The sequence below is a fragment of the Flavobacterium branchiarum genome (genome assembly GCF_030409845.1).
Classification (GTDB): domain Bacteria; phylum Bacteroidota; class Bacteroidia; order Flavobacteriales; family Flavobacteriaceae; genus Flavobacterium; species Flavobacterium branchiarum.
In genome coordinates this window covers 1-21,699 of the sequence record NZ_JAUFQQ010000001.1, presented here as the reverse complement: position 1 = coordinate 21,699, position 21,699 = coordinate 1, and the positions used below count along the sequence as shown (strand labels likewise).

Sequence of the window (21,699 nt, the reverse complement as noted above, 5' to 3'; positions counted from 1 at the left end):
TGTTGAGAGAGATGTGCACTCGCGCTCTCTATCTGCAAGGACTTTTGCTGAGTTTAAATTTTTAAAAGATTTTAAATTTACTACAAATTATGGTATTGATAAAAGAATGTTAAATACATCAGATTATACAAATAAAGTAATTGGTGATGCTGCAGGATCTGGAGGAGCATCTAAAACCGATAATATTTATACTGGTATTACTTTCAATCAACTTTTGGAGTATTCTAATTCTTTTGGCAATCATAATATTACTGCTTTGGTGGGTCATGAAAGTTTTGATTATGAAACTTCTTATTTTTCAGGTACTAAAAGAGGACAGGTTGTTAATGATAATTCAGAATTAATCAATTTTGTAACAGTTACAAACTTAGATTCTTTTAAGAGAAATTATAGTACGGAATCTTATCTTTCTAGATTAGGATATGATTATGATGGAAAATATTTGTTATCTGCATCATTCCGTAGAGATGGATCTTCTAAATTTACTACTAAATGGGGAAATTTTTGGTCATTTGGAGCAGCTTGGAATATTTCAAAGAAAAGTTCTTAGCTAATAGTTCTTGGATTGACGATTTAAGAATTAGAGGTTCATATGGTGAGGTTGGTAATGATTCTCATACTAGTAATTCAGGATTGAATTTTTATGTAAATCAACCTACGTATGCATTAGGTTATGATAATGAGTCAGCAGGAGGTATTGTTTCTAATGGAATTGGAGCACCAAATTTGATATGGGAACAGAACGCGCAAGCTGATATAGCTCTTGAATTCTCAACTTTTAAGAGCAGGTTTAGTGGTTCGGTTGAATATTATCATCGTAAAACGGATGGTCTTATTTTCGAAGTTCCTAATCCGTTGTCACTTGGTTTAGATACAAGAACAGAAAATATAGGTTCTATGTATAATAGCGGTATTGAATTAGCATTAAACGCAGTGATTGTTAAAACACCAAGTTTTTCATGGGACTTTAATGTGAATGCTTCAACCATCAAAAATAAAATTACTGAACTGCCTCAGAAGGAGATTATTAATGGGTCAAAAAAATTAGAAGTTGGTAGTTCAATGTTTGATTATTGGTTGAGAGAATGGTACGGAGTAGATGCTGCTGATGGATATGCATTATATGTTTCTGATCCTAATTTAATTGTTGCTGGAGATGTAGAACAACGTGTTGTTAATGGTGTTAATGTAACTACAAATCATACAAAAGCCAACTATCATTATGCAGGTTCAGCTTTACCTGATTTGTTGGAAGTTTTACTAATACTTTTAAATATAAAGGTTTAGAGTTGAGTGTTATGTTTACTTATCAGATAGGTGGTCAAACTTATGATTCTAACTACGCTAGTTTAATGCATACTGGTAATCAATATGGTTCAGCATTAAGTACGGATATTTTAGACAGATGGCAAAATCCTGGTGATATTACTAATGTTCCAAGATTGGATGTTAATAGAAATACACAATCTTCTGCTGCTTCTGATAGATGGTTGATTGATTCAGATTATTTATCATTCAGACAAGCTAATTTATCTTATAATTTGCCTAGAAATTTAGTAGATAAGTTAGGTGTAGATAATATGAAGTTTTTTGTAAATGGTGAAAACTTGTTACTTTTTACTAAGAAAAAAGGAATGGATCCAACTCAAAACTATAACGGTACGACTCAAACAGATTTTCTCCTGCTAGAATTATCTCATTAGGTCTTAGCTTAAACTTTTAATATTAAAAAATATGAAAATTAATTTATCAAAATATATAATAGCAGCTTCTTCAATGCTGTTATTAGGATCATGTTCTGAGGATTTCTTAGAAAAAAAACCAACCGAATTTATAAGTGAAGAGGCAGCTACTGCTGATACAGAAGCATTGTATTTAGCTATAAATGGAATACATCGTTCGATGTACATTAGATATGAAGATCAAGGACAAACAGGTGTAGGGGGAATAATGCAACAAATGGACATTATCGGAGACGATTTAGTCTTCCCAGCTACAAATGGATTTTTCTTAGGTGTTTATAACTGGACAGCACCTTCAAATGATAATTCATCAGAAGTGAGGTTTCCTTACAGAACTTTTTATCAAATTATTAGAAATGCTAATGCAATTATAAACAATGCTGATGCTGCTAAAGGGGAACAGATAGATAAGGATATTACTAAAGGGCAAGCCCTTTTATATAGAGCTTTTTCTCATTTTCAATTAGTTCAAATTTTTGGAAAAAGATATGTACCTGGAACTGCTAATAGTCAAGACGGAGTACCTTTAGCTTTAGATACTAAAACTATGGTAGGAAGATCTAGTGTTGAGGATGTTTATAAACAAATCAATGCTGATATCGATAATGCTATAGTTCTGTTAGATGGATATAAAAAGCCTAATAATTCTAATTTAGATTTACCAGTAGCTTATGGATTAAAAGCTCGTGTAAATTTAACTCAAGGAAATTGGTCTGTTGCTGCAGATAATGCTGTTAAAGCAAGAACTGGTAAACAATTATGTCGATTGCTGATTACACTAAAGGATTTAATGATTATAATAATGTAGAATGGATGTGGGGTAGCCATATTATAGAGTTACAAACAGCTTATTTTGCTAATTTTGGAGCTTATATGTCACGTAACTTTAATTCAACAGTTATTAGAACATGTCCTAGAGCTATTAATAGTAAATTGTACGATCAAATTCCTACAACAGACGTACGTGCTGCAGTATTTAGCAAAACAGGTGCGCATCCTGGAATAGCTTTGGTTTCTACAGCTCAGAAATTCCATATACAAGTCAAAAGTTCTTATCAGTAAGTACTGCAGATAGTCGTTGTGATGTTCCTTATATGAGAGTTGCAGAGATGTATTTGATTGAGGCAGAAGCAAAAGCTAAATTGGGTGCTGCAGATGCGCTCAAGTTTTATTTTCTTTCGTTAGCAAAAGAAATCCTTCATATGTGTTGTCAACAAAAACTGGACAAGCTTTAGTTGATGAAGTTATTTTTCAAAGAAGAATAGAACTTTGGGGAGAAGGATTCAGATTTTTTGATTTAAAAAGAACAAACTCTGATTTAGATAGAACTGGAGCAAACCATAATTCTACTTATGTAGGAGGAGTTTTCTCTGTTCCTGCATCAGATAAAAGATGGCAATGGTTAATTCCTAGAGCGGAAATTAATGCCAATCCATTGATTAAACAAAATGAACTTTAAATAAATAAAGAGCTACAATAGTGATATTGTAGCTTTTTTTTTAGTTACAATTTGTGCTAGATGAATTTGTGTAATACACAATTTGTAGTATGTACATTATTTATGTAGTTTTACAAATAATAGTTGAATTGTTGAACCAGAATCATTCCTAATAAAATAGAATTATGATGTTTAAAATGTATGTATTTGTTTCTTTATTTTTTGTAGCGTCTGTATCATTTGCACAAAAAAAATCACTCACTGTAGATGATTACGATAATTGGAAGCAAATAGAAAAGCCACAGTTGTCTGGAAATGGAGCGTATTTAGTATATGAATATAATCCAGGAAATGGTGATGGTAAGCTTGTTATAGTTAATGTTAAAACAAAAGCGTCAGATACAATTTCTAGAGGATACGATGCTCAAATCAATGGAAAAAGCACGTTTGTATCATTTAAGATAAAACCTGAGATAGCCGTTAGACGAAAAGCTGAAACAAAGAAATTAAAAAAAGAAAAACTACCTATTGATTCTTTGGGAATTTATGTGTTTAAAACAAAAGTGGTAAAAAAATATCCAAGTCTTAAAAATTTCAGTCAGCCAGCTGAAGGAGGAGAGTGGCTTGCTTATAAAACAATTTTGAAAACTGTAAAAGCAAAAGATTCAGCAGGAGTTGATAAAAAAATAAAGGCAAAACCAAAGAGCGATACTATTGTCGTGGTTTATAATCCGATACTGAAAGATAGTATCGCGTTTTTGAATATTAAAAATTTTACTTGGTCAAAGAAAGCTGATAAATTATTGCTTCATTCAGAGAAAAAGAAAGATTCTTTAACTACATCAGCATTATTATATTTTGATGCAGGGAGTAAAAAAACAGATACTATTTTTAAATCAAAAGGGACAATATCAAAGATTGCTATAGAAGATAGAGGTGATAAATTAGGATTTCTATTTTCATCAGATACAGCAAAAATTAAAAAATACCAGTTATATAAAGGAACAAAATCATTAGTAGCAGAATTAAAAGCAAACAGAATAAAGAATCTTCCTGAGAACTGGAATTATTCTGATAAAGGGAATTTGTTTTTTTCAGAAAATGAAAAAGATTGTTCTTTGGGAATGCCCTATTTGAAGCAGAAAAGCCTAAAGATACTTTACTAAATAAAGAGCGTGCAACCCTTGATATATGGGCATGGACAGATAAAGAGTTGCAACCGCAACAGATTGTAAATAATAAAAAAGAGCAGAATAGAACCTATCAGGCAGTATATGATTTTAGTTCAGATAAAGCCGTTCAGCTTGGTAATACATTAGTCCCTGATATCACAGTGTTTAATAACGGTGATGGAGATTATGCTTTAGGAACTAATGGAGATTCTTATAAAAGAGCTTCTTCATGGACCGCTTTTTTGTAAAAGATTTTTATAAAATAGACCTTAATACAGGTGAGCAAAAGTTATTGATTAAAGAACAAGACCAAGTGTGGTTTGGAGGTTCGCAAAAATATGCAGTTTACTACAACCGTAAGGATAGTGTTTATTATTCAATTAATTTAAAAACAAATCAGCACAAATCATTAACCAAAGGAGTGAAAGTTGCTTGGTATGATGAGCGAAATGATCAACCTAATGAACCTTCACCATATGGTATCGCAGGTTGGGACGAAGGGGATAAATTCGTCTATATCTATGATCGTTATGATATTTGGAAGTTTGATCCAGATTCAAAAATACAACCAAAAAGAATCACAAAAAACGGAAGAGAAACTAAAAAGGTATATCGTTATCTTCAGATAGATAGCGAAGAGAAGTTTATAGACACTAAAAAACAAGTGTTACTATCCGTTTTTGAGGATGATACTAAAAAATCAGGATATGTTTATTCTGATTTTAATAAAGAGAATACACCAACAGTTATAATGGAAGGGGATTATTTCTTTACAACTCCAAAGAAAGCAAAGAACAGTAAGACTATTTTTTATACTAGACAAAATTATCAACAGTATCCTGATATTTGGGTTACTACAACTGACTTTGATTCTCCTGAACAAGTAACAAAAGCTAATCCCCAACAGAAAAATTTTAAATGGGGATCCGTAAGTTTAGTAGAATGGAAGAATAATGATGCCGTTACTTTACAAGGATTGTTATACAAACCAGAGAACTATGATCCAAACAAAAAATACCCAATGGTAGTGTATTTTTATGAGTTAAATTCAGATACATATCATCGTCATTATGCTCCTCAGCCAAGTAGATCTACTATTAATAGAACATTGTATACAAGTAATGACTATTTTGTTTTTGTTCCAGATATAATTTACAAAGAAGGACTTCCTGGACAAAGTGCATATAACTGTATTGTGAGTGGTGTAGAAAGTATGATAAAACAATTTCCAGCAATCGATGAAAGCATATTGCTCTTCAAGGACAAAGTTGGGGAGGTTACCAAACGGCATATCTTATAACACAAACCAATATGTTTGCTGCTGCTATGGCAGGAGCTCCAGTTAGTAACATGACAAGTGCTTATGGTGGTATTAGATGGGAAACAGGAATGAGTAGAATGTTTCAGTACGAACATACTCAGAGTAGAATCGGTAAAACTCTTTGGGAGGATTTAAATGGATATATTAAAAATTCACCTTTATTTTATGCAGATAAAGTTCAAACACCTTTATTAATGATGCATAATGATAATGATGGAGCTGTGCCATGGTATCAAGGAATTGAATATTTTACTGCATTACGTCGTTTAGATAAACCCGTTTGGATGTTAAACTACAATGGCGAACCACATAATCTTAAAGCTGAGAGTTGGGGAAATAGAAAAGACTTGTCAACTCGAATGAAACAATTTTTTGATCATTATTTAAAAGGAGAAAAAGCTCCAGAATGGATGACTAAAGGAAGATCAAATCTTGAAAAAGAAAGCAACAAAGCATATTAAACTAAAAAGGTTACTCATTTGTATATGATTAAATTGAGTTAACTTTTATAAAGATAAGGGCAACTAAATAGCCCTTAATTTTAATAATTTTCAAAACTGCCCAAAATATTTTGGGCAGTTTTTTTTGGTGAAATAAATTGTGCAATCTTCTTTATATAGTTTGTATGTAATATTTTTTAAGAATTATGCAGTACTATTAATTTTATTTAGTTATGGTTTCTTGTTAAAATACAGTATAGGTTTGTTAGCCGTTTTTTATTCTAATTCGCTTTTAATCTATTGTTTATAGTTTATTTCTTATTCTTTAATTTAAACAAAGTAAGAAAAATTTTTATATTTTTAATATTATGTTGTTATTGTAAGAAATATTTGTTTGTTTTGCCGCATACTAATTATAAAACATTTAACATGAAATTAAAATTTACGTGGATTTTAACAATGCTAACGTTTTTGACCATGCAGTTTTCTTTCGCACAAGAGAAAACTATTTCTGGAATTGTTTCAGATGATGTAGCAGGACCAATTCCGGGAGTAAACGTTACTATTAAAGGCACTACTATTGGTGTTCAAACAGATTTTGACGGTAAATATTCTGTTAAAGCAAAACCAGGAGATGTACTTATATTTTCTTATATGGGAATGCTAGACAAAACAATTACAGTTGGCACATCTTCAGTAGTGAATATTGAGATGAAGGAAGATGGTAAAGCACTGGAAGAAGTAGTCGTAATGGGATATGTTACTAAATCAAAAAGTAATATGACAGGTAGTTCAAAGCAACTTTCAGGCACTGTTTTAAGTGGTGTTCCAACAGTTTCGGTTGATCAGGCATTACAAGGAAAGGTAGTTGGTTTACAAGTGTCAAGTTCTTCTGGAACACCAGGTTCTGTTCAGGACATTCGTATTAGAGGAGCAGGATCAATTTCGGCAAATAATCAGCCTCTTTACGTTATTGATGGTGTACCCGTTATAAGTGGTGACCTTTCTGGGGGTAATGATAATAAAACGATTCAAGCAACAAAAAGTACCGGTTCATCAATGTCAGTTTTAGCTAGTTTAAATAGTCATGATATAGAAAGTATGACAATTTTGAAAGATGCATCTGCAACCGCAGCTTATGGAGCAAGAGGATCTAATGGAGTGATTGTTATTACGACAAAAAGAGGAAAAATTGGGAAACCATCTTATAATTTTAGTAATTCTATTGGTTTCCAGAATAATGCTGTTACAGGAAGAAATGTGCTTACTGGTGATCAAAGAAAAGAATTGTATTTAGATGCTGTTTATAATACTTATGGTGCTTCAGATGGATTTGATAGAGCTGGCGCTGAAAATTGGATATTAAAAACTCCAGAAGGACAAAAAGTTGATGCAAGTAAAGCAAATTTGAAAGATTGGGATGGTGTAAGCCATAATTGGGGTGAATTGTTAAAAAATAAAAATGCTCTAGTTCAGAATACAGATTTCTCTGTGTCAGCTGGGGATGAAAAAACAACTTTTAATGCTTCGCTTGGATATAATAAGACTGAGTCCACTATTAGAGGTGCAGAATTTAGACGTTTTACAGCGGCATTAGGCTTTACAAGAAAATTAAGTGAAACGCTTAAGTTCAGTACAGCTAACTTTTTTTCTGAAGCAAAGCAAAATGGTATTTTGGAAGGAACGGGAACTTTTAGTAACCCAAATTTAACAAAATACTTTATGAATCCATGGGTGAATCCTTATAACAGTGATGGAACATATAATATTGGTAAAGGAGCAAATGTTTCGGATATTGGATATTGGACTACTTTACATAATGTTCTCTATACTTTAGCAAATAATGTTAAGACTAATAATTTATTAGGGCTTAGATCTAATAATACATTAGATTGGAAAATCTCAAATAATTTCAAGTATAAATCTGTGTTTGCTGTAGATTATAATATGAATACGTATCATAGATATAATAATAGAATGCATGGCGACGGTAGGGATTACAAAGGTACTGTAGAGCAAGTATAAGAAGAAATACAAATCTAGTTTCGCAAAACTCTATTAATTATACTTTGAGATTAGACAAGCATAACTTTGATGCAACGGCCTTATTTGAACACCAAAGAATAAAAATGATTTTATCGGAGGATATGGAGAGAATATTGGTTCAGATGACTTAATCTATTTAGATGTTGTTTCAAAAATAAAAAAACAATAGGGAATTTTTCTGTATGACAATTATCATAGCTGTTAAAATACATTTTTAAATTTAACAAAATAAATTGGGAATAAACCTATAGAAATTATAATTGTGTCATTATTACAAAAAAATAAGAGTATCAAATCATAATAATACTTAGTTTTGCAGACAAATAACCTCCCTATGAATAAATGTGATCAATGTATCGTAAGACAACTTACCTCGTTAAAAGCTTTAAACAAAGATGAAGTTATTAAACTAGCAAATAGTAAAACTACTTACACAATTAAAAAAGGTGATCCTATCTTTGAAGAAGGTGAAATTACTAATGGTGTTTTTTGTGTAAAAGATGGTGTTGGTAAACTTTCTAAGCTAAGCGCTAATGGTAAAGACCAGATTGTGAAGCTTGTAAAATCTGGAGAGCTTTTAGGTCAGCGCTCTATGATTAGCAACGAACCTGCCAATTTAAGTGCAAAAGCTTTAGATGATATGGAAGTATGTTTTATTCCAAAATCTGAAATTATCACTTTCTTTAATCAAAATAATCAGTTTTCTATGAATGTCATGAAAACAATTTGTGAAGATTTAAAAGACTCTGATAACCATACGGTTTCCTTAGCTCAAAAGACTGTTAAATCTCGTTTGGCTGAAACCTTATTGTATTTATATGATACTTTTGGTGAAAACAAAGACAAAACACTTAAAATTCAACTATCTAGAGATGAATTAGCAAGTATGATTGGTACGGCTACTGAAAGTTGTATTCGATTATTATCTGATTTTAAAAAGCTAGATGTTATTGATTTAGTTGGTAAAAAAATTGTTTTGAAAAACTTTATTGCCTTAAAAAAAATGGCTGAATAATTACAGCTTTTTTGCTTCGTTCCAAAATACATCCATTTCTGCCAAAGTCATATCCATAAGTGGTTTTCCTAACTCACCTGCTTTACTCTCAAGGTATTGAAAGCGTTTTATAAATTTTTTATTGGTGCGTTCCAAAGCATCTTCGGCATTTACATTTAAAAATCGAGCGTAATTAATCATTGAGAATAAAACATCTCCAAACTCCGCTTCAATTTTATCTTGATCACCAGCTTCTACTTCAACTTGTAATTCTTGCAATTCTTCTTGTACTTTGTCCCAAACCTGATGTGGTTCTTCCCAATCAAAACCTACTCCTTTTACCTTATCCTGTATTCTGCTAGCTTTAACCAATGCCGGCAAACTTCTCGGAACTCCTTCTAAAACAGACTTTTTTCCTTCTTTTAATTTGAGTTTTTCCCAGTTTTGCTTTACTTCTTCTTCATCTTTTACAACTGTATCGCTATAAATATGCGGATGACGATGAATGAGTTTTTCACAAATTTCATTACACACATCGGCCATATCAAAATCATTTGTTTCACTACCAATTTTGGCATAAAAAACAATATGTAATAACAAATCTCCTAACTCCTTCTTTACTTCGTTAAGATCATTATCTAAGATTGCATCACCCAATTCGTAAGTTTCTTCGATAGTAAGATGTCGCAAAGTTTGTATGGTTTGCTTCATGTCCCAAGGGCATTTTTCACGCAAATCATCCATTATGTTTAATAATCTTTCGAAGGCTTGTAATTGCAATTCTCTACTCATTTTTGATATATTTTGAAGTTGGGTAACCTAATGTAAAAGTAAAAAATCCTGTTAAGAAATCATCTTAACAGGATTAAATATCGTTCCTTAAAATGAAACTATTTTTTTTCAGCAGCTGCTTTAGCTTTTTTTGCTGGTGCTTTTTTAACTTCTTCCAAAACTGGAGTTTCTTCTTTAGATTCTGCAGGTGCAGGTGCTAAATCTGTAACCAATCCTTTTGCTTGTAGCATATATATACCAGTTCAATACTTTTTTAATATCAGAAGGATAAACTCTTTCTTCATCATATTGAGGTAAAACTTCTTTAAAATAAGCTGTTAAAGTAGCATTATCTTCTTTATGAGAAATTGCTGGTCCTTTATCTTCTTTTTTAGCGATTAATTGCATTACTTCTGACAAAGGTTTTTCTCCTTCGTATGTATAAATTGAAATCTCTGACAATAAACTTACATTACTCTTTAAGCTAACAGTGATTTTTTTTCCATCAATTAATGATTCAGCTACAAATCCTGTACGCGTTTGTACTTTTAATGCGTATAAACCTGGTTTCCCAGAAATAGCTAATATTTTTTCTAAATTCATGTTTATTATAATTAGTATTAAGAATTCGGTTATTTTATATTTTCATAAAAAGAGAATCAAAAACTATCTCCCTTTTTTTGCAGCGGCAAATTTCATTCTATACTCTTGAAATGTTTTACCTTCTGTAATGTTTTTTAATTTCTTTTGAATCAAACGTTTCTTTAATGATGATATTTTATCAGTAAACAAAACTCCTTCGATGTGGTCATACTCATGCTGAATTACTCTAGCAATTAAACCATCAAAAACTTCTGTTTTTACAACAAAATCTTCTTCACAGTACTCGATTGTAATTCTTTCATGTCTGTAAACATCTTCACGAACATCAGGGATACTCAAGCAACCTTCATTAAAACTCCACTCTTCTCCATCTTCTTTTAGAATTTTGGCATTGATGAAAGTTCTTTTGAATCCTTTTAATTCTTTTTGTTCCTCTGCTGGTAAATCCTCGTCATCACTAAAAGGAGTTGTGTCAATTACAAATAAACGCAAAGCCAAACCAACTTGTGGTGCAGCAAGACCTACTCCATAAGCATTGTACATTGTCTCGTACATGTTATCTATCGTTTCTTTCAAGTTTGGGTATTCTGGCGTAACTGCCTCTCCAACTTTTCTTAAAACAGGATCACCATATCCTATAATTGGTAAAATCATTCTTGTTGTATTATGTATTAACGACTATTAATCTAGAATTTCATTATTCTGAATTAGGTTGGCAAAAATAGTAAAAAATAGTCAATGAATAATTCTATAAACCAGATTATATGCTTTTTGATTTCTTTTTAAATCTAAGCTACTATTAATTGGTATCTAATTCATACAATTCTTATATTTGCTAGTAAACCTAAATATATGTTCGATCGCATCGTTAAATTCACAAACAGTACTTCTTTCATCAACGCTTCAAAAGTTACTCTAGCCTGTGTTGTTCCTGTTTTGTTCTTTAACTTTTTAGGTTATTTCGAAATAGGCTTTACAATTGCACTTGGTGCTTTTTATGCTTATCCGAGCGATATCCCTAGTAATCTTAAACACAAGATAAAAGGAATTATTGTAACTGCTATAATTGTTTCTTGTGTTAACTTGTTAGTAAACTTAGTCTATCCTTTTCCATGGCTATTTTACCCTTTTCTAGGAGTATTACTTTTCTTGTCATCCATGATTTCCGTTTATGGACAAAGAGCAACTATGACATCTTTCTCTGCCTTGCTTTCTATTTCTCTATCATTTGCCCATTTAAATCAAGGCTGGGAAGCCGTACTACATTCTACTTATCTTTTTGCAGGAGGATTATTCTATTTAATAGTTTCTTTAATTTTTCACTATGTAAAGCCCCATCGTTATGTCGAATTACAAATTGCTGACGGAATTCGATTAACAGCTAAATACTTAAAACTTAGAGGAGATTTATGGAACCCTGATGCCGATAGAAAAAAAATTATCGAAAAGCAATTAAATCTTCAGGTTGAATTAAATCAAATTCATGAGAACTTAAGACAAGTACTCATTGGCAATAGAGCAACTTCTGGCGACTCTAGCCAAAACCGAAAAATGCTTATCGTTTTTATTACATTAGTCGAAATTCAAGAATTGGCGCTATCTACTTCATTTGACCATAGTAAGTTGCATAAAAAATTTAGCGACCACCCCGAAGCACTGCGTTCTTATCAGAATTTAGCATACAAACTTGCTTCTACTTTAAAAAAACTATCCAAAAGTGTTCATAAAGCTTCCAAATACATTTCTATAAATGATTTAAAAAAGGAATTAGATGGATTACAAGCTGCAATTGATTCCTATCAAAACAGTTTAGGTAAAATCGAATCTTCTGAAGGCGTTTGGATGCTTACCAATATGCTCAAATATGCCCAAAAGCAAGTTGAAAAAATAAAAATTGTAGAAATGGCATTTTCATTAGCTATCAACTCTTATGATTTTAAAGAGAAGAACAAAGAGCTTGAAAAATTCTTAACTCCACAATATTATCCGATACGAACTTTAATTGAAAATTTTAGTTTCTCATCTACATTTTTCAGGCATTCGCTGCGACTTACCATTACTATTATGGTAGGTTTTATAATTGGTAAATTACTTCCATTTCAAAATGTATATTGGATTTTACTAACCATTGTTGTAATAATGCGTCCAGGTTACGGATTAACAAAAGAACGGTCTTATAATCGTGTTATTGGCACCATTTTAGGTGGGCTAATTGCTTTTGGAATCGTTTCTTTGGTTCATAATCAGGTTGCCATAAGCATATTTGCTATTTTTTGCATGCTAATTGGTGTTGCTTTTACACAGAGTAATTACAAAGTTAGTACTACGCTTGTCACCATGTATGTAGTGTTTGTTTACGGAATTTTAACACCTAATATCCTCGAAGTTATTCAATTTAGAATTTTAGACTCTCTTGTAGGGGCTACACTAGCCTTTTTAGCAAATTATTATTTATGGCCTGCTTGGGAGTTTTTAAATGCGGCCTCTTTTTTAGAAAAAGCTATAGAATCTAATAAGAACTATTTACGAGAAATTGCCGAGTATTACAACAAGAAAGGAACATTACCAACATCTTATCGTTTGGCTAGAAAAAATGCTTTTATTGAAATTGGAAACCTTATGACTTCTTTCCAAAGAATGATACAAGAACCTAAATCAAAGCAAAAACAGCTCCCGCAGATAAATAAGCTTGCGGTACTAAATCATTCCTTGCTTTCGTCTTTAGCTTCATTGGGAACTTATATTCAGTCACATAAAACTACTTCAGCATCTGAATCTTTTAATTTTGTAGTGGATTTTGTTGTTTCTAACTTAAATCATTCAATTGCTATTTTAAGACATGAAAAAACATCCATATACAAGAACAAAGAAGCCAATAAAGAGAAATTGACTTTCCATTTTGAAGAATTAAAAAGAAAAAACTTCAGTCGGTTAGAAAATGATAATGAGCTTAACGAAAGTGAAGGGAAACTAAAATGCAAGAAGCTCAATTAGTAATCGAGCAATTAATATGGATGACCGATCTGTCTGAAAAAATACTAACAGTTACAAAAGAGTTTATAGCAAAAAATCCAGATTAAAAACTAATCTGGATTTTTTCATATATTCTAAATAGCCAATACTACATTAATTATTTAATTTCAAAGTAGCTGCCGTATTTTTTCTTATTTCGGCTAATAATTCTGGTTTATCATTTAATGTTTGACCGTAAGAAGGAATCATTGCTTTAAACTTTTCATTCCATTCTGGCGTTTTAACTTTGTCTTTAAAACATTTATCAATTAACCCTACCATAATAGAAACAGCTGTTGAAGCTCCAGGAGAAGCTCCTAACAGCACTGCTAACGTACCATCTTCGGTATTAATTACCTCTGTTCCAAATTCAAGAATCCCACCTTCTTTTTCGTCTTTTTTAATAACCTGAACACGTTGCCCTGCTCTTTCTAATTTCCAATCTTTAGATTTTGCATTTGGTAAATATTCGCGTAAAGCGTTCATTCTATCTTTAGGAGATTGTCTTACTTGCTCAATTAAATATTTCGTAAGTGGAATATTATGATAACCAGCTGCCAACATTGGCATTATATTATCTGTTTGGATAGACATAGGTAAATCCAAATAAGATCCATTCTTTAAAAAACGAGTCGAAAAACCTGCAAATGGTCCAAAAAGTAAAGCTCTTTCTCCATCTATCATTCTAGTATCGATATGAGGAACTGACATAGGTGGCGCACCAACACTTGCTTTTCCGTAAACTTTAGCTTGATGCTGAAGAATAACGTCTGGATTAGTACATTTTAACCATTGTCCGCTAACAGGAAAACCTCCAAAGCCTTTTCCTTCAACAACGTTGGCTTTTTCTAATAAAGGTAAAGAACCTCCACCAGCACCAATAAATACAAACTTTGTATAAACTTTTTTGGTTTGACCAGTAGCTAGATCAGTAATCTTAATTCTCCAAGTTTTATCTTCGCGTTGTTTTAATTTCTTCACTTCGTGATTGAAATGAATTTTCACACCATCTAGTTTACCTAGATAATCAAACATACTTCTTGTTAATTCTCCAAAATTCACATCAGTTCCTATTGACATAGAAGTTGCAGCAAATTTATCAGAAGAATCTCTTCCTTCCATTACCAAAGGCATCCATTCTTTTAATTGAGAAAAATCGGTACTAAAAACCATTTCTTTAAAAATTGGATTTTTTTGTAATGCTTCAAATCTTTTTTAAGATAGTCTACATTTTTCTCTCCCCAAACGAAACTCATATGAGGAACACTTTTTATAAAATTATCTGGAGATGAAATTTTATTTTGCCGTACCAAGTAAGACCAAAATTGGCGAGAAACCTCAAAGGATTCTGCTATACTAATTGCCTTTTTAGGATCAATACTTCCATTTTTTTCTGGAGTATAGTTTAATTCACAAAATGCAGAATGTCCTGTTCCAGCATTATTCCAAGCATCAGAGCTTTCGGCTGCAGCAACATCTAATCTTTCGTAAATTTCAATTTTTAAATCTGGCTGTAATTCTTTTAAGATTAACCCAAGAGTTGCACTCATAATTCCAGCACCAATAAGTACTACTTCGGTATTTGAACGTATGGTATCGTCGGACATAACAAGAAAAATTTTAAAGTACAAAGGTACTTTATAAAATTGCAAAAAAAACTATAAATTTCATCTGAAAAGTTATAATTTTCTAAAACTTTTTTGGAATAAACTTTCTAGCTTATTTAGAACATTTTTCGAGACAAATAGTCCTGAAGCATTATCGTTGCTGAGATTTCGTCAATCAACCCTTTGTTCTGACGTTGTTTTTTACTCAGACCACTATCAATCATTGTTTGAAATGCCATCTTAGAAGTAAATCTTTCATCCACTCGAACCACTTTCATTTCAGGAAAAATATTAGAAAAATGAGTCACAAAACCTTTTATGATTGAAGCGCTTTCTGAAGGTTCTCCATTCATTTGTTTTGGTTCACCAATTAAAACCGCTTCGACCTTCTCTTTGGAAAAATAGTCCTTTAAAAAATCAATAGTAGTATTCGATGGAATTGTAGTTAACCCTGAAGCAATAATTTGCAATTCATCGGTAACAGCTATCCCTGTTCTTTTTTGTCCGTAATCTATAGCGAGAATTCTAGGCATCTTAATTTATATTAATGAGACAAAGATACATAAAGTAAAAAATCCTATCTCAAAAAAAATCCGTTCTAAGATTTAAAACGGATTTTTTAAATTTTTTCTCCAAAAAAAATTAAAACAATATTAAAAAATTTATAACAGGAGCTTAATAATCAACTCTATTTGTACTAATTCATAGATTTTATTAAATCTTAAAAATGGAATTTTGCCCTTAAAATTTCTTATATATAATTTCATTTCAAAAGTAGGCTTCCTTACCATCTTAATTCATGATAATTATCATCGAAGCAAAAAAAATAAAAACTTCTATTTAATAAATCCCCCCTCAACGAATACTCACACAACCAACTATAATACAGAAAATTAAAACAAGTAAAATATTCATTAAATTATAAAACAAAATACAGTTCTTACAAAATTAAATCAATAAGTAATCATTAATTTAAAAAAAAAATAGTTCTTTTGCCCAAAATTTCATTTACACCATAAATTAAACCTAAAGCAAATACATAAAAATTACTAAACCCAAATGAATAACTATAAAAATAGCATTGTTTTATTTCTAAAAAGATTCTTTTTAATTTTCATAATCTACCAATTCTCAAGAATCCTATTTTATCTTATAAATGTAAAATTGTTTGAAGACATTACATTTCAAAACTTTACTGGAGGTCTTCTCTTTGATTTAGCAACCATTGCCTACATTAATATTATATTTTTGATTGCTCACTTAATTCCGGGTAATTTCAAATACAAACCTAGATACCAAAGCATACTAAAGATTACTTTTTACGCAGTAAACCTTTTATTTATTGCTACAAACTTTATAGATATCATTTACTATCGCTTTACTGGTAGAAGAAGCACTTTTTCAATGATTACTGCCAAAGGAATGGAACAAGAAGCTCTTGGCTTAATCCCTTCATTTCTACAAGAATTTTGGTATATTTTTGTTTTATTTCTTATCGTAAGTATACTGTTCTGGAAATTAACTCCAAATTTAAAAACACATCTAATACACGAAAAATCAACTAAAAAAGAGTATTACAAACAATTTGCTTATTTCATTCTTTCTTTAGTTATAATTTTACTTGCTGGACGTGGAGGTTTACGAAAAAAACCGATTAAGATTGTAGATGCTGCTGAATATGGAGCATTAAACAATGCCGGTTTGGTTTTAAACACTCCTTTCTGCATCCTTAAAACTGCTTTTAAGAAAGAAGACATTGATAAAGTAAATTATTACAATCCAAAAGAATTAATTTCAATCTACAATCCTATTATTTCTTTAAAACCTAGTGAACCAGCTATCAAAAAGAATGTTGTAATTTTAATTTTGGAAAGCTTTGGAAATGAAAACATAGGACGCGGACAGACTCCATTCCTAGATTCTCTTATCACAAAATCATACTATTTAAAAATGGATTTGCTAATGGAAAAGTTTCAATTGACGCTGTTCCATCGATACTTTCTAGTATTCCAAGTTTAATGAATAACTCCTTTATATCATCGAGCTATTCTTTGAACAAAATAAATGGTCTTCCTAAAATTTTCAAAAAAGAAGGCTATACTACCTCATTCTTTCACGGTGCTTTTAATGGTAGTCAGAACTTTGATCAATATGCCGAAGTAGCTGGCTTTGATCAATATTTCGGAAAAGACCAATACACAGGAAAAGAAGCATTTGATGGTAAATGGGGTGTATTTGACGAGGAATTCCTACAGTTTTATGCTTCTAAATTAACTTCTTTTAAGCAACCTTTCTTTAGCTCTTTATTTACTATTTCATCTCATAACCCCTATATTATTCCTGAAAAATACAAAGGAAAATTCCCTAAAGGAACTACTGTAATCCAAGAAAGTATAGCGTACACAGATTTTGCGCTACGCAAGTTTTTTAATACTGCTAAAAAGAAAGCTGGTATAAAAACACTTTGTTTGTAATTTCTTCTGATCATACTTCTTCTGGAGGAGATAAAGATATTGATAAAACAAATATTGGAAAATTTAACATTCCGATTTTGTTTTTTGATCCATCAAACCCTGAATTAAAAGGTGTTAGTGACAAAAATTTCAGCAAATCGATATCATGCCAAGTATTTTAGATTACTTGAATATAAAAACCGACATGGTTAGTTTTGGTAAAAGTTATAAATCTAAAGAAAACTTTGTAGTCTATTATCTTCAAGGAACATACCATTACATCAAAGATGATTTTTATTTGGCTTTTGCAAACAATCAAACTATTGGATTATATAAATGGAAAGAAGATGTTCTATTAAAAAATAATTTAATGCAACAGAACAAATCTAAAGTTAAAGAATCTGAAAAATTCTTAAAAGCATATATACAATCATTTAATGAAAGAGTTATTAATAACCAATTGGCTTTTTAACTCTTAATCAAGACTAAATCCCCATTAAACTATAATTAAAAAGCAATAGAGATCATAAGAAATCACTATTGCTTTTTTTATTTAATACTCCTTGAGGTTATATAAATTTAAATGAGTTTAAAAAAAGTGATTCCAAAATTTTGAAATCAATAACAGGACTGCATTAATAATACAAAACAGGGTTTGACTTAAATTAAAAAGCCAAACCCTGTTTCTTTTATAGGTTCTTTTTGGGGCAAAAAACGCTATCTATTTATCTATTAAAGAAACGACTAAAAAAACCTCTTTCCTCCTCTTCCTCTTCCTCTACATGATGAGCTTGAGTTACGGCTTGATGATGAGTAGCTTGCGCTCTTTCATTATCATACATCAAATCTTTAATGTATTCTATATAAGTTCTATTTTTCTCTTCTAGAAATCCAATTAAATATTTCTCACTAAATTCCATTCCGCTAGCCGATTCTATCTGCAACAATTTTTTATACAAAGGCTCAATATGCATTGAGATTACTTCTTGTGGCACAGAGCGTCTTCTTGCAAAATAATTTACTATTACTCCATTTTCATCCTTTGCAATTTCAAAATCTGTAACAACCCAGTAGAATCTTCCAGATTTAGCAAGATTTTTTACAACAGCATGAAAATTATTCCCTTTCTTAAGATTCTCCCATAAAACTTTGAATATTACACGTGGCATATCAGGATGTCTAATGATACTGTGTGGTTGTCCCATTAGTTCATAATCCTCGTATCCGCAAACATCTACAAAAGTTTCATTTGCATATTCGATAATCCCAATTGGATTTGTTTTACTCATAATTACTTGAGATTTATCCCAAGAAACTTCCTTATCGATTGGTGTAGGTCTTTTAAACAACTGGCTTTCTTGATTCATAGTTATAATACTAATTAAATTTAGAGTTCAAAACCAATTAAAAAACAAACTTATGTTGTTCTTAAATTGTTCAGCAAAACTACTTTTATATGTAATAACAAAAATTGATATTTATCAGGAAATATGTCATAAAACATTTCATATAAGTGTTTCTTTTTAACACAAAAAGAGTGTAATATCACATCATAAAATAAATTGTTGTTTTTTGTTTAAAATCGTTACTATATAGAAATGGAAGTTGTTTTAAAAAAAAATCGAATTATATTTGCCTAAAATATTACTATCATGAATTCATTACAAACTATTATAGAACAAGCTTGGGATAACAGAGCTTTATTACAAGAAACAACTACAACTGATGCTATCAGAGAAGTTATTGAACTTTTGGATACAGGAAAATTACGTGTTGCTGAACCAGTTGGTGAGGGTTGGCAAGTAAACGAATGGGTAAAAAAAGCTGTAGTTATGTATTTCCAATTCAGAAAATGGAAACTTTAGAGTCTGGTATTTTCGAATATCATGACAAAATGTTATTAAAAAGAGGATATGCTGAAAAAGGTATTCGTGTAGTACCTAATGCAGTTGCACGTTATGGAGCTTACATTTCAAGTGGTGTAATCTTAATGCCTAGTTATGTAAACATTGGTGCATATGTTGATGAAGGAACAATGGTAGACACATGGGCAACTGTGGGAAGCTGTGCTCAAATTGGTAAAAACGTTCATTTAAGTGGTGGTGTTGGTATTGGTGGTGTATTAGAACCTTTACAAGCTGCCCCAGTAATTATAGAGGATGGTGCATTTATAGGTTCTCGTTGTATCGTAGTAGAAGGAGTACATGTTGGAAAAGAAGCAGTACTTGGAGCAAACGTTTGTTTAACAGCTTCGACTAAGATAATTGATGTAACTGGCGATACTCCTGTTGAAATGAAAGGATATGTTCCTGCTCGTTCAGTAGTTATTCCTGGAAGCTATACCAAAAAATTTGCTGCTGGAGAATTTCAAGTTCCATGTGCATTAATTATTGGTACTCGTAAACCATCTACAGACTTAAAAACATCATTAAACAATGCGCTTCGCGAATACGATGTCGCAGTATAATTCTTTTCTTTAAAGAAAAATCAGTTAAAAAATAATCCAAATTCTATCAAATTTAATGATTAGAATTTGGATTTTTTTGCTTCAATTTGCAACGTCTTAATTTTATTTAAACTTTACATGAAAATACTTGTAATCCAGCAAAAAATGATTGGTGATGTTTTGATTAGCAGTATACTATGCAATAATCTACGTAAAGCATATCCTAATGCTCAAATTGATTATCTAGTATATAGCTCGACAACTCCCGTTCTAGAAGGCAACACAAGTATTGACAATGTTATATTGTTTGAAGAAAAACACAGAAAAAGCAAAAAAGAATTACTACAACTTGCATTTCAGATTCGTGAAGAAAAATACGATTTACTAATTGATGCGTATTCAAAATTAGAAAGCTGGATATTGGTTCTTTTTAGCAATGCAAAACAAAAATATCTTATAAAAAACCAGGAAGAAACTTTTTATATACTGATAATGTTCCGTTTGAACCTTTTCCAAAAACCAATTTAGGGCTAGCAATAGAAAGAAGGCTTTCTTTATTAGAACCTCTTAATCTAACAATAAACATCGATCCAATTCCAAAATTGTTTGTTTCTGAAGAAGAAAATAAAGTCGCTAAAGAATTATTCAACAAGCATAAGGTTAGAGAGGATAGAAAAACAGTTATGATTAGCCTTATAGGAAGCGAGAAAAGAAAAACATATCCTTTGCCTTTAATGTCTAAAATTATTGATTATATAGCTGACAATAAAGACGTCAACATCCTTTTTAATTATTTCCCAAAACAGATTGAAGAAGCTAAAATAGTTTTTAAAAACTGTAAAACCTCTACTCAAGAAAAAATTTATTTTGATCTATTGGGTGATGATTTACGATCATTTATTGGTATAGTTAATCAATGTGATTTAATTATCGGAAATGATGGAGGCGCTATAAATATGGCAAAAGCTCTTAACAAACCTTCTTTCATTATTTTTTCCCCTTGGATAGAAAAGAAAATCTGGGCTACCTTTGAGGATGGAATTCACCATGTCTCGGTACATTTAAAAGATTATCGCACTGATTTATTTGAGCATAAAACCGAAAAGACTCTCAAGAAAGAATCCCTCTTATTGTATGAGGAATTCAAACCTGATTTATTTTATGATAAACTAAATTCTTTCTTAGAACAAAACCTAAGCTAAAAAAAAATAGTACTATTCTAAATAGTACTATATCTATAATAACATTTCCAAATTATCCTTGGCAACTTGCTTTGTTATAAATACTAAAAACACTTATTCTTTCTAGGATCTACAACTCTATCTTTAGATTCAAAAAATATCAAAAAAAGAAACAAATTACAATCTCAAAAATTAAGACTTCCAAAATTTAAGTTTCTTTTTAAGTCTTTTCTTTTTAGCAAATTCATATTGAAATTGTTCTGTTGCCTGCCACATCTTCTCAAAAATTTCAGTTTCAGTCTTAGCTGGGTATAATTTCGCATACTCATTACTCATAAGCGCAACCATCTCTTTTTTGGGAGTAAGTCTTCTAAAATTATCCATACGTTGTTCAAAACTCATTGTCGTATGAAAATTCATTCTATTTAGATCTACTAAAAAAAACTCATATTCATTATTAGCGCACTTCTTAA

At 31.0% G+C, this 21,699-nt stretch carries 23 protein-coding genes and 5 pseudogenes; 21 read left to right on the top strand and 7 right to left on the bottom strand.

What is annotated here, in order from left to right; all coding sequences use genetic code 11:
- From QWY99_RS00140 to QWY99_RS00080, 13 genes and pseudogenes are all read left to right on the top strand, one after another.
- Positions 1-550: pseudogene (locus QWY99_RS00140) on the top strand (SusC/RagA family TonB-linked outer membrane protein); the annotation flags it as partial.
- A complete protein-coding gene (locus tag QWY99_RS00135) occupies positions 493-1,287 on the top strand; it encodes a TonB-dependent receptor domain-containing protein (RefSeq protein WP_290259600.1) in 795 nt (264 codons plus the stop codon). The pseudogene QWY99_RS00140 and the gene QWY99_RS00135, both read left to right, overlap by 58 nt.
- A gap of 11 nt (positions 1,288-1,298) precedes the next feature.
- Positions 1,299-1,703, top strand: a complete 405-nt coding sequence (locus QWY99_RS00130) for a hypothetical protein (RefSeq protein WP_290259598.1) — start codon at positions 1,299-1,301, stop codon at positions 1,701-1,703.
- 31 nt (positions 1,704-1,734) lie between these two features.
- Positions 1,735-2,550: a RagB/SusD family nutrient uptake outer membrane protein gene (locus QWY99_RS00125; RefSeq protein WP_290259596.1), complete on the top strand. Its 816-nt coding sequence runs from the start codon at positions 1,735-1,737 to the stop codon at positions 2,548-2,550.
- Complete coding sequence (locus tag QWY99_RS00120; RefSeq protein WP_290259594.1) at positions 2,502-2,804, top strand: hypothetical protein; 303 nt, start codon at positions 2,502-2,504, stop codon at positions 2,802-2,804. Before QWY99_RS00125 ends, QWY99_RS00120 begins: the two co-directional genes overlap by 49 nt.
- Entirely contained in the window at positions 2,771-2,977 is a 207-nt protein-coding gene (locus QWY99_RS00115) for a RagB/SusD family nutrient uptake outer membrane protein (protein WP_290259613.1), read from the top strand. The genes QWY99_RS00120 and QWY99_RS00115 overlap by 34 nt, the downstream gene beginning before the upstream one ends.
- Positions 2,947-3,201, top strand: a complete 255-nt coding sequence (locus QWY99_RS00110) for a RagB/SusD family nutrient uptake outer membrane protein (RefSeq protein ID WP_290259593.1) — start codon at positions 2,947-2,949, stop codon at positions 3,199-3,201. Before QWY99_RS00115 ends, QWY99_RS00110 begins: the two co-directional genes overlap by 31 nt.
- 164 nt (positions 3,202-3,365) lie before the next feature.
- A complete protein-coding gene (locus QWY99_RS00105) occupies positions 3,366-4,346 on the top strand; it encodes a hypothetical protein (protein WP_290259590.1) in 981 nt (326 codons plus the stop codon).
- Positions 4,292-4,600, top strand: coding sequence for a hypothetical protein (locus QWY99_RS00100; RefSeq protein ID WP_290259587.1), 309 nt, complete (start codon positions 4,292-4,294; stop codon positions 4,598-4,600). The genes QWY99_RS00105 and QWY99_RS00100 overlap by 55 nt, the downstream gene beginning before the upstream one ends.
- Positions 4,582-5,652, top strand: coding sequence for an alpha/beta hydrolase family protein (locus QWY99_RS00095; protein ID WP_290259585.1), 1,071 nt, complete (start codon positions 4,582-4,584; stop codon positions 5,650-5,652). Before QWY99_RS00100 ends, QWY99_RS00095 begins: the two co-directional genes overlap by 19 nt.
- Entirely contained in the window at positions 5,601-6,134 is a 534-nt protein-coding gene (locus QWY99_RS00090; RefSeq protein WP_353960563.1) for an alpha/beta hydrolase family protein, read from the top strand. The genes QWY99_RS00095 and QWY99_RS00090 overlap by 52 nt, the downstream gene beginning before the upstream one ends.
- A gap of 408 nt (positions 6,135-6,542) precedes the next feature.
- On the top strand, positions 6,543-8,138 hold the full coding sequence (locus QWY99_RS00085; protein WP_290259583.1) for a carboxypeptidase-like regulatory domain-containing protein: 1,596 nt from the start codon (positions 6,543-6,545) through the stop codon (positions 8,136-8,138).
- 355 nt (positions 8,139-8,493) lie between these two features.
- Positions 8,494-9,174 carry a Crp/Fnr family transcriptional regulator gene (locus QWY99_RS00080; protein WP_290259582.1) on the top strand — a complete coding sequence of 227 codons (681 nt, stop codon included), beginning with the start codon at positions 8,494-8,496 and terminating at the stop codon, positions 9,172-9,174.
- Here QWY99_RS00080 and mazG read toward each other — a convergent pair whose 3' ends face one another.
- From mazG to def, 3 genes and pseudogenes are all read right to left on the bottom strand, one after another.
- Positions 9,175-9,945 (bottom strand): nucleoside triphosphate pyrophosphohydrolase, encoded by a 771-nt coding sequence (mazG, locus tag QWY99_RS00075; RefSeq protein ID WP_290259579.1) that lies wholly within the window; start codon positions 9,943-9,945, stop codon positions 9,175-9,177.
- Between the two features lie 98 nt (positions 9,946-10,043).
- Positions 10,044-10,527, bottom strand: a pseudogene (locus QWY99_RS00070) (DUF5606 family protein).
- A 63-nt stretch (positions 10,528-10,590) separates the two neighbouring features.
- The gene (gene def / locus QWY99_RS00065; protein ID WP_290259575.1) at positions 10,591-11,181 is read right to left on the bottom strand and encodes a peptide deformylase; all 591 of its coding nucleotides are present in this window, start codon (positions 11,179-11,181) and stop codon (positions 10,591-10,593) included.
- A 198-nt stretch (positions 11,182-11,379) separates the two neighbouring features.
- Here def and QWY99_RS00060 point away from each other — a divergent pair, with 198 nt between their 5' ends.
- Positions 11,380-13,521, top strand: a complete 2,142-nt coding sequence (locus tag QWY99_RS00060; protein ID WP_353960560.1) for an FUSC family protein — start codon at positions 11,380-11,382, stop codon at positions 13,519-13,521.
- 132 nt (positions 13,522-13,653) lie between these two features.
- Here QWY99_RS00060 and QWY99_RS00055 read toward each other — a convergent pair.
- Positions 13,654-15,146 (bottom strand): annotated as a pseudogene (locus QWY99_RS00055) (malate:quinone oxidoreductase).
- A gap of 116 nt (positions 15,147-15,262) precedes the next feature.
- Positions 15,263-15,679, bottom strand: a complete 417-nt coding sequence (ruvX, locus tag QWY99_RS00050) for a Holliday junction resolvase RuvX (protein ID WP_290259573.1) — start codon at positions 15,677-15,679, stop codon at positions 15,263-15,265.
- Between the two features lie 526 nt (positions 15,680-16,205).
- Between ruvX and QWY99_RS00045 the strand changes: the two genes are divergently transcribed.
- The 4 genes from QWY99_RS00045 to QWY99_RS00030 are packed head-to-tail and all read left to right on the top strand — an operon-like array spanning position 16,206 to position 18,071.
- Positions 16,206-17,165, top strand: coding sequence for an LTA synthase family protein (locus QWY99_RS00045; protein ID WP_290259572.1), 960 nt, complete (start codon positions 16,206-16,208; stop codon positions 17,163-17,165).
- Positions 17,057-17,620 carry an LTA synthase family protein gene (locus QWY99_RS00040; protein WP_353960562.1) on the top strand — a complete coding sequence of 188 codons (564 nt, stop codon included), beginning with the start codon at positions 17,057-17,059 and terminating at the stop codon, positions 17,618-17,620. Before QWY99_RS00045 ends, QWY99_RS00040 begins: the two co-directional genes overlap by 109 nt.
- Positions 17,611-17,781, top strand: a complete 171-nt coding sequence (locus tag QWY99_RS00035) for a hypothetical protein (protein WP_290259569.1) — start codon at positions 17,611-17,613, stop codon at positions 17,779-17,781. Before QWY99_RS00040 ends, QWY99_RS00035 begins: the two co-directional genes overlap by 10 nt.
- The gene (locus QWY99_RS00030; RefSeq protein WP_290259567.1) at positions 17,766-18,071 is read left to right on the top strand and encodes a hypothetical protein; all 306 of its coding nucleotides are present in this window, start codon (positions 17,766-17,768) and stop codon (positions 18,069-18,071) included. Before QWY99_RS00035 ends, QWY99_RS00030 begins: the two co-directional genes overlap by 16 nt.
- 253 nt (positions 18,072-18,324) lie before the next feature.
- Here QWY99_RS00030 and QWY99_RS00025 read toward each other — a convergent pair whose 3' ends face one another.
- Positions 18,325-18,966, bottom strand: coding sequence for a PAS domain-containing protein (locus QWY99_RS00025; protein WP_290259566.1), 642 nt, complete (start codon positions 18,964-18,966; stop codon positions 18,325-18,327).
- Positions 18,967-19,251: 285 nt separating this feature from the next.
- On the opposite strand from QWY99_RS00025, the pseudogene QWY99_RS00020 reads away from it, so the two are divergent.
- The 3 genes and pseudogenes from QWY99_RS00020 (at position 19,252) to QWY99_RS00010 (ending at position 21,247) form a co-directional block, all read left to right on the top strand.
- Positions 19,252-20,066, top strand: a pseudogene (locus QWY99_RS00020) (2,3,4,5-tetrahydropyridine-2,6-dicarboxylate N-succinyltransferase).
- Positions 20,067-20,183: 117 nt separating this feature from the next.
- Positions 20,184-20,573 (top strand): glycosyltransferase family 9 protein, encoded by a 390-nt coding sequence (locus tag QWY99_RS00015; protein WP_290259563.1) that lies wholly within the window; start codon positions 20,184-20,186, stop codon positions 20,571-20,573.
- A complete protein-coding gene (locus tag QWY99_RS00010) occupies positions 20,495-21,247 on the top strand; it encodes a glycosyltransferase family 9 protein (protein WP_353960561.1) in 753 nt (250 codons plus the stop codon). The genes QWY99_RS00015 and QWY99_RS00010 overlap by 79 nt, the downstream gene beginning before the upstream one ends.
- A 171-nt stretch (positions 21,248-21,418) precedes the next feature.
- Here QWY99_RS00010 and QWY99_RS00005 read toward each other — a convergent pair.
- Positions 21,419-21,699, bottom strand: a pseudogene (locus QWY99_RS00005) (Kdo domain containing protein); the annotation flags it as partial.